Below are 934 nucleotides of genomic sequence, written 5' to 3' on the forward strand. Positions count from 1 at the left end.
CGCATCCGACCACCAGTCGCCAGGGCAATCTCTACGGCATGATCGGCATGGGCATTGCCATCGCCACGACGCTGGCGCTGGCAACCCCGTCCGCCGGGCGCTTCGGCCTGATCGTGCTTGGCCTGGCCATTGGCGGCGGCGTCGGCGCCGTCACCGCGCGCCGCATCGCCATGACCTCGATGCCGCAGCTTGTCGCCGCCTTCCATTCGCTGGTCGGCCTCGCCGCCGTCATGGTGGCTGCCGCCGCCATCTACGCCCCGGAAAGCTTCGGCATCGGCACCGTCGCCGACATTCACGCCCAGGCGCTGATCGAGATGAGCCTTGGCGTCGCCATCGGCGCCATCACCTTCACCGGCTCGGTCATTGCTTTCCTGAAGCTCGACGGCCGCATGTCGGGCAAGCCGATCATGATCGGCGGCCGCCACTTCATCAACGCCGCCCTTGGCATCGCGCTGATCGTGCTGATCATCCTGCTGGTCACCACCGAGTCGAAGCTCATCTTCTGGCTGATCGTGGCCGCATCGCTTGCCCTTGGCGTCCTGCTCATCATCCCGATCGGCGGCGCCGACATGCCGGTGGTCGTCTCGATGCTGAATTCCTATTCGGGCTGGGCGGCGGCGGCGCTCGGCTTCACGCTCGGCAATCTGGCGCTGATCATCACCGGCGCGCTGGTCGGCTCGTCCGGCGCCATCCTGTCCTACATCATGTGCAAGGGCATGAACCGAAGCTTCATCTCGGTCATCCTCGGCGGCTTTGGCGGTGAGACAGCGGCAGTTGCAGATGACGGCATCGAGCGCACGGTCAAGCAGGGCTCGGCCGACGATGCCGCCTATCTGATGATGAACGCGCAAAAAGTCATCATCGTGCCGGGCTACGGCATGGCTGTCGCCCAGGCGCAGCATGCGCTGCGCGAAATGGCCGACAAGCTCAAGGC

The 934-nt window shown here is 65.7% G+C and carries 1 protein-coding gene; it reads left to right on the forward strand.

What is annotated here, in order from left to right:
- Window positions 1-934 (forward strand): NAD(P)(+) transhydrogenase (Re/Si-specific) subunit beta (locus EN993_RS36240; RefSeq protein WP_164758073.1); only part of this gene is annotated, 934 nt, incomplete at both ends.

The organism is Mesorhizobium sp. M7D.F.Ca.US.004.01.2.1 (genome assembly GCF_003997785.1).
GTDB lineage: Bacteria > Pseudomonadota > Alphaproteobacteria > Rhizobiales > Rhizobiaceae > Mesorhizobium > Mesorhizobium loti.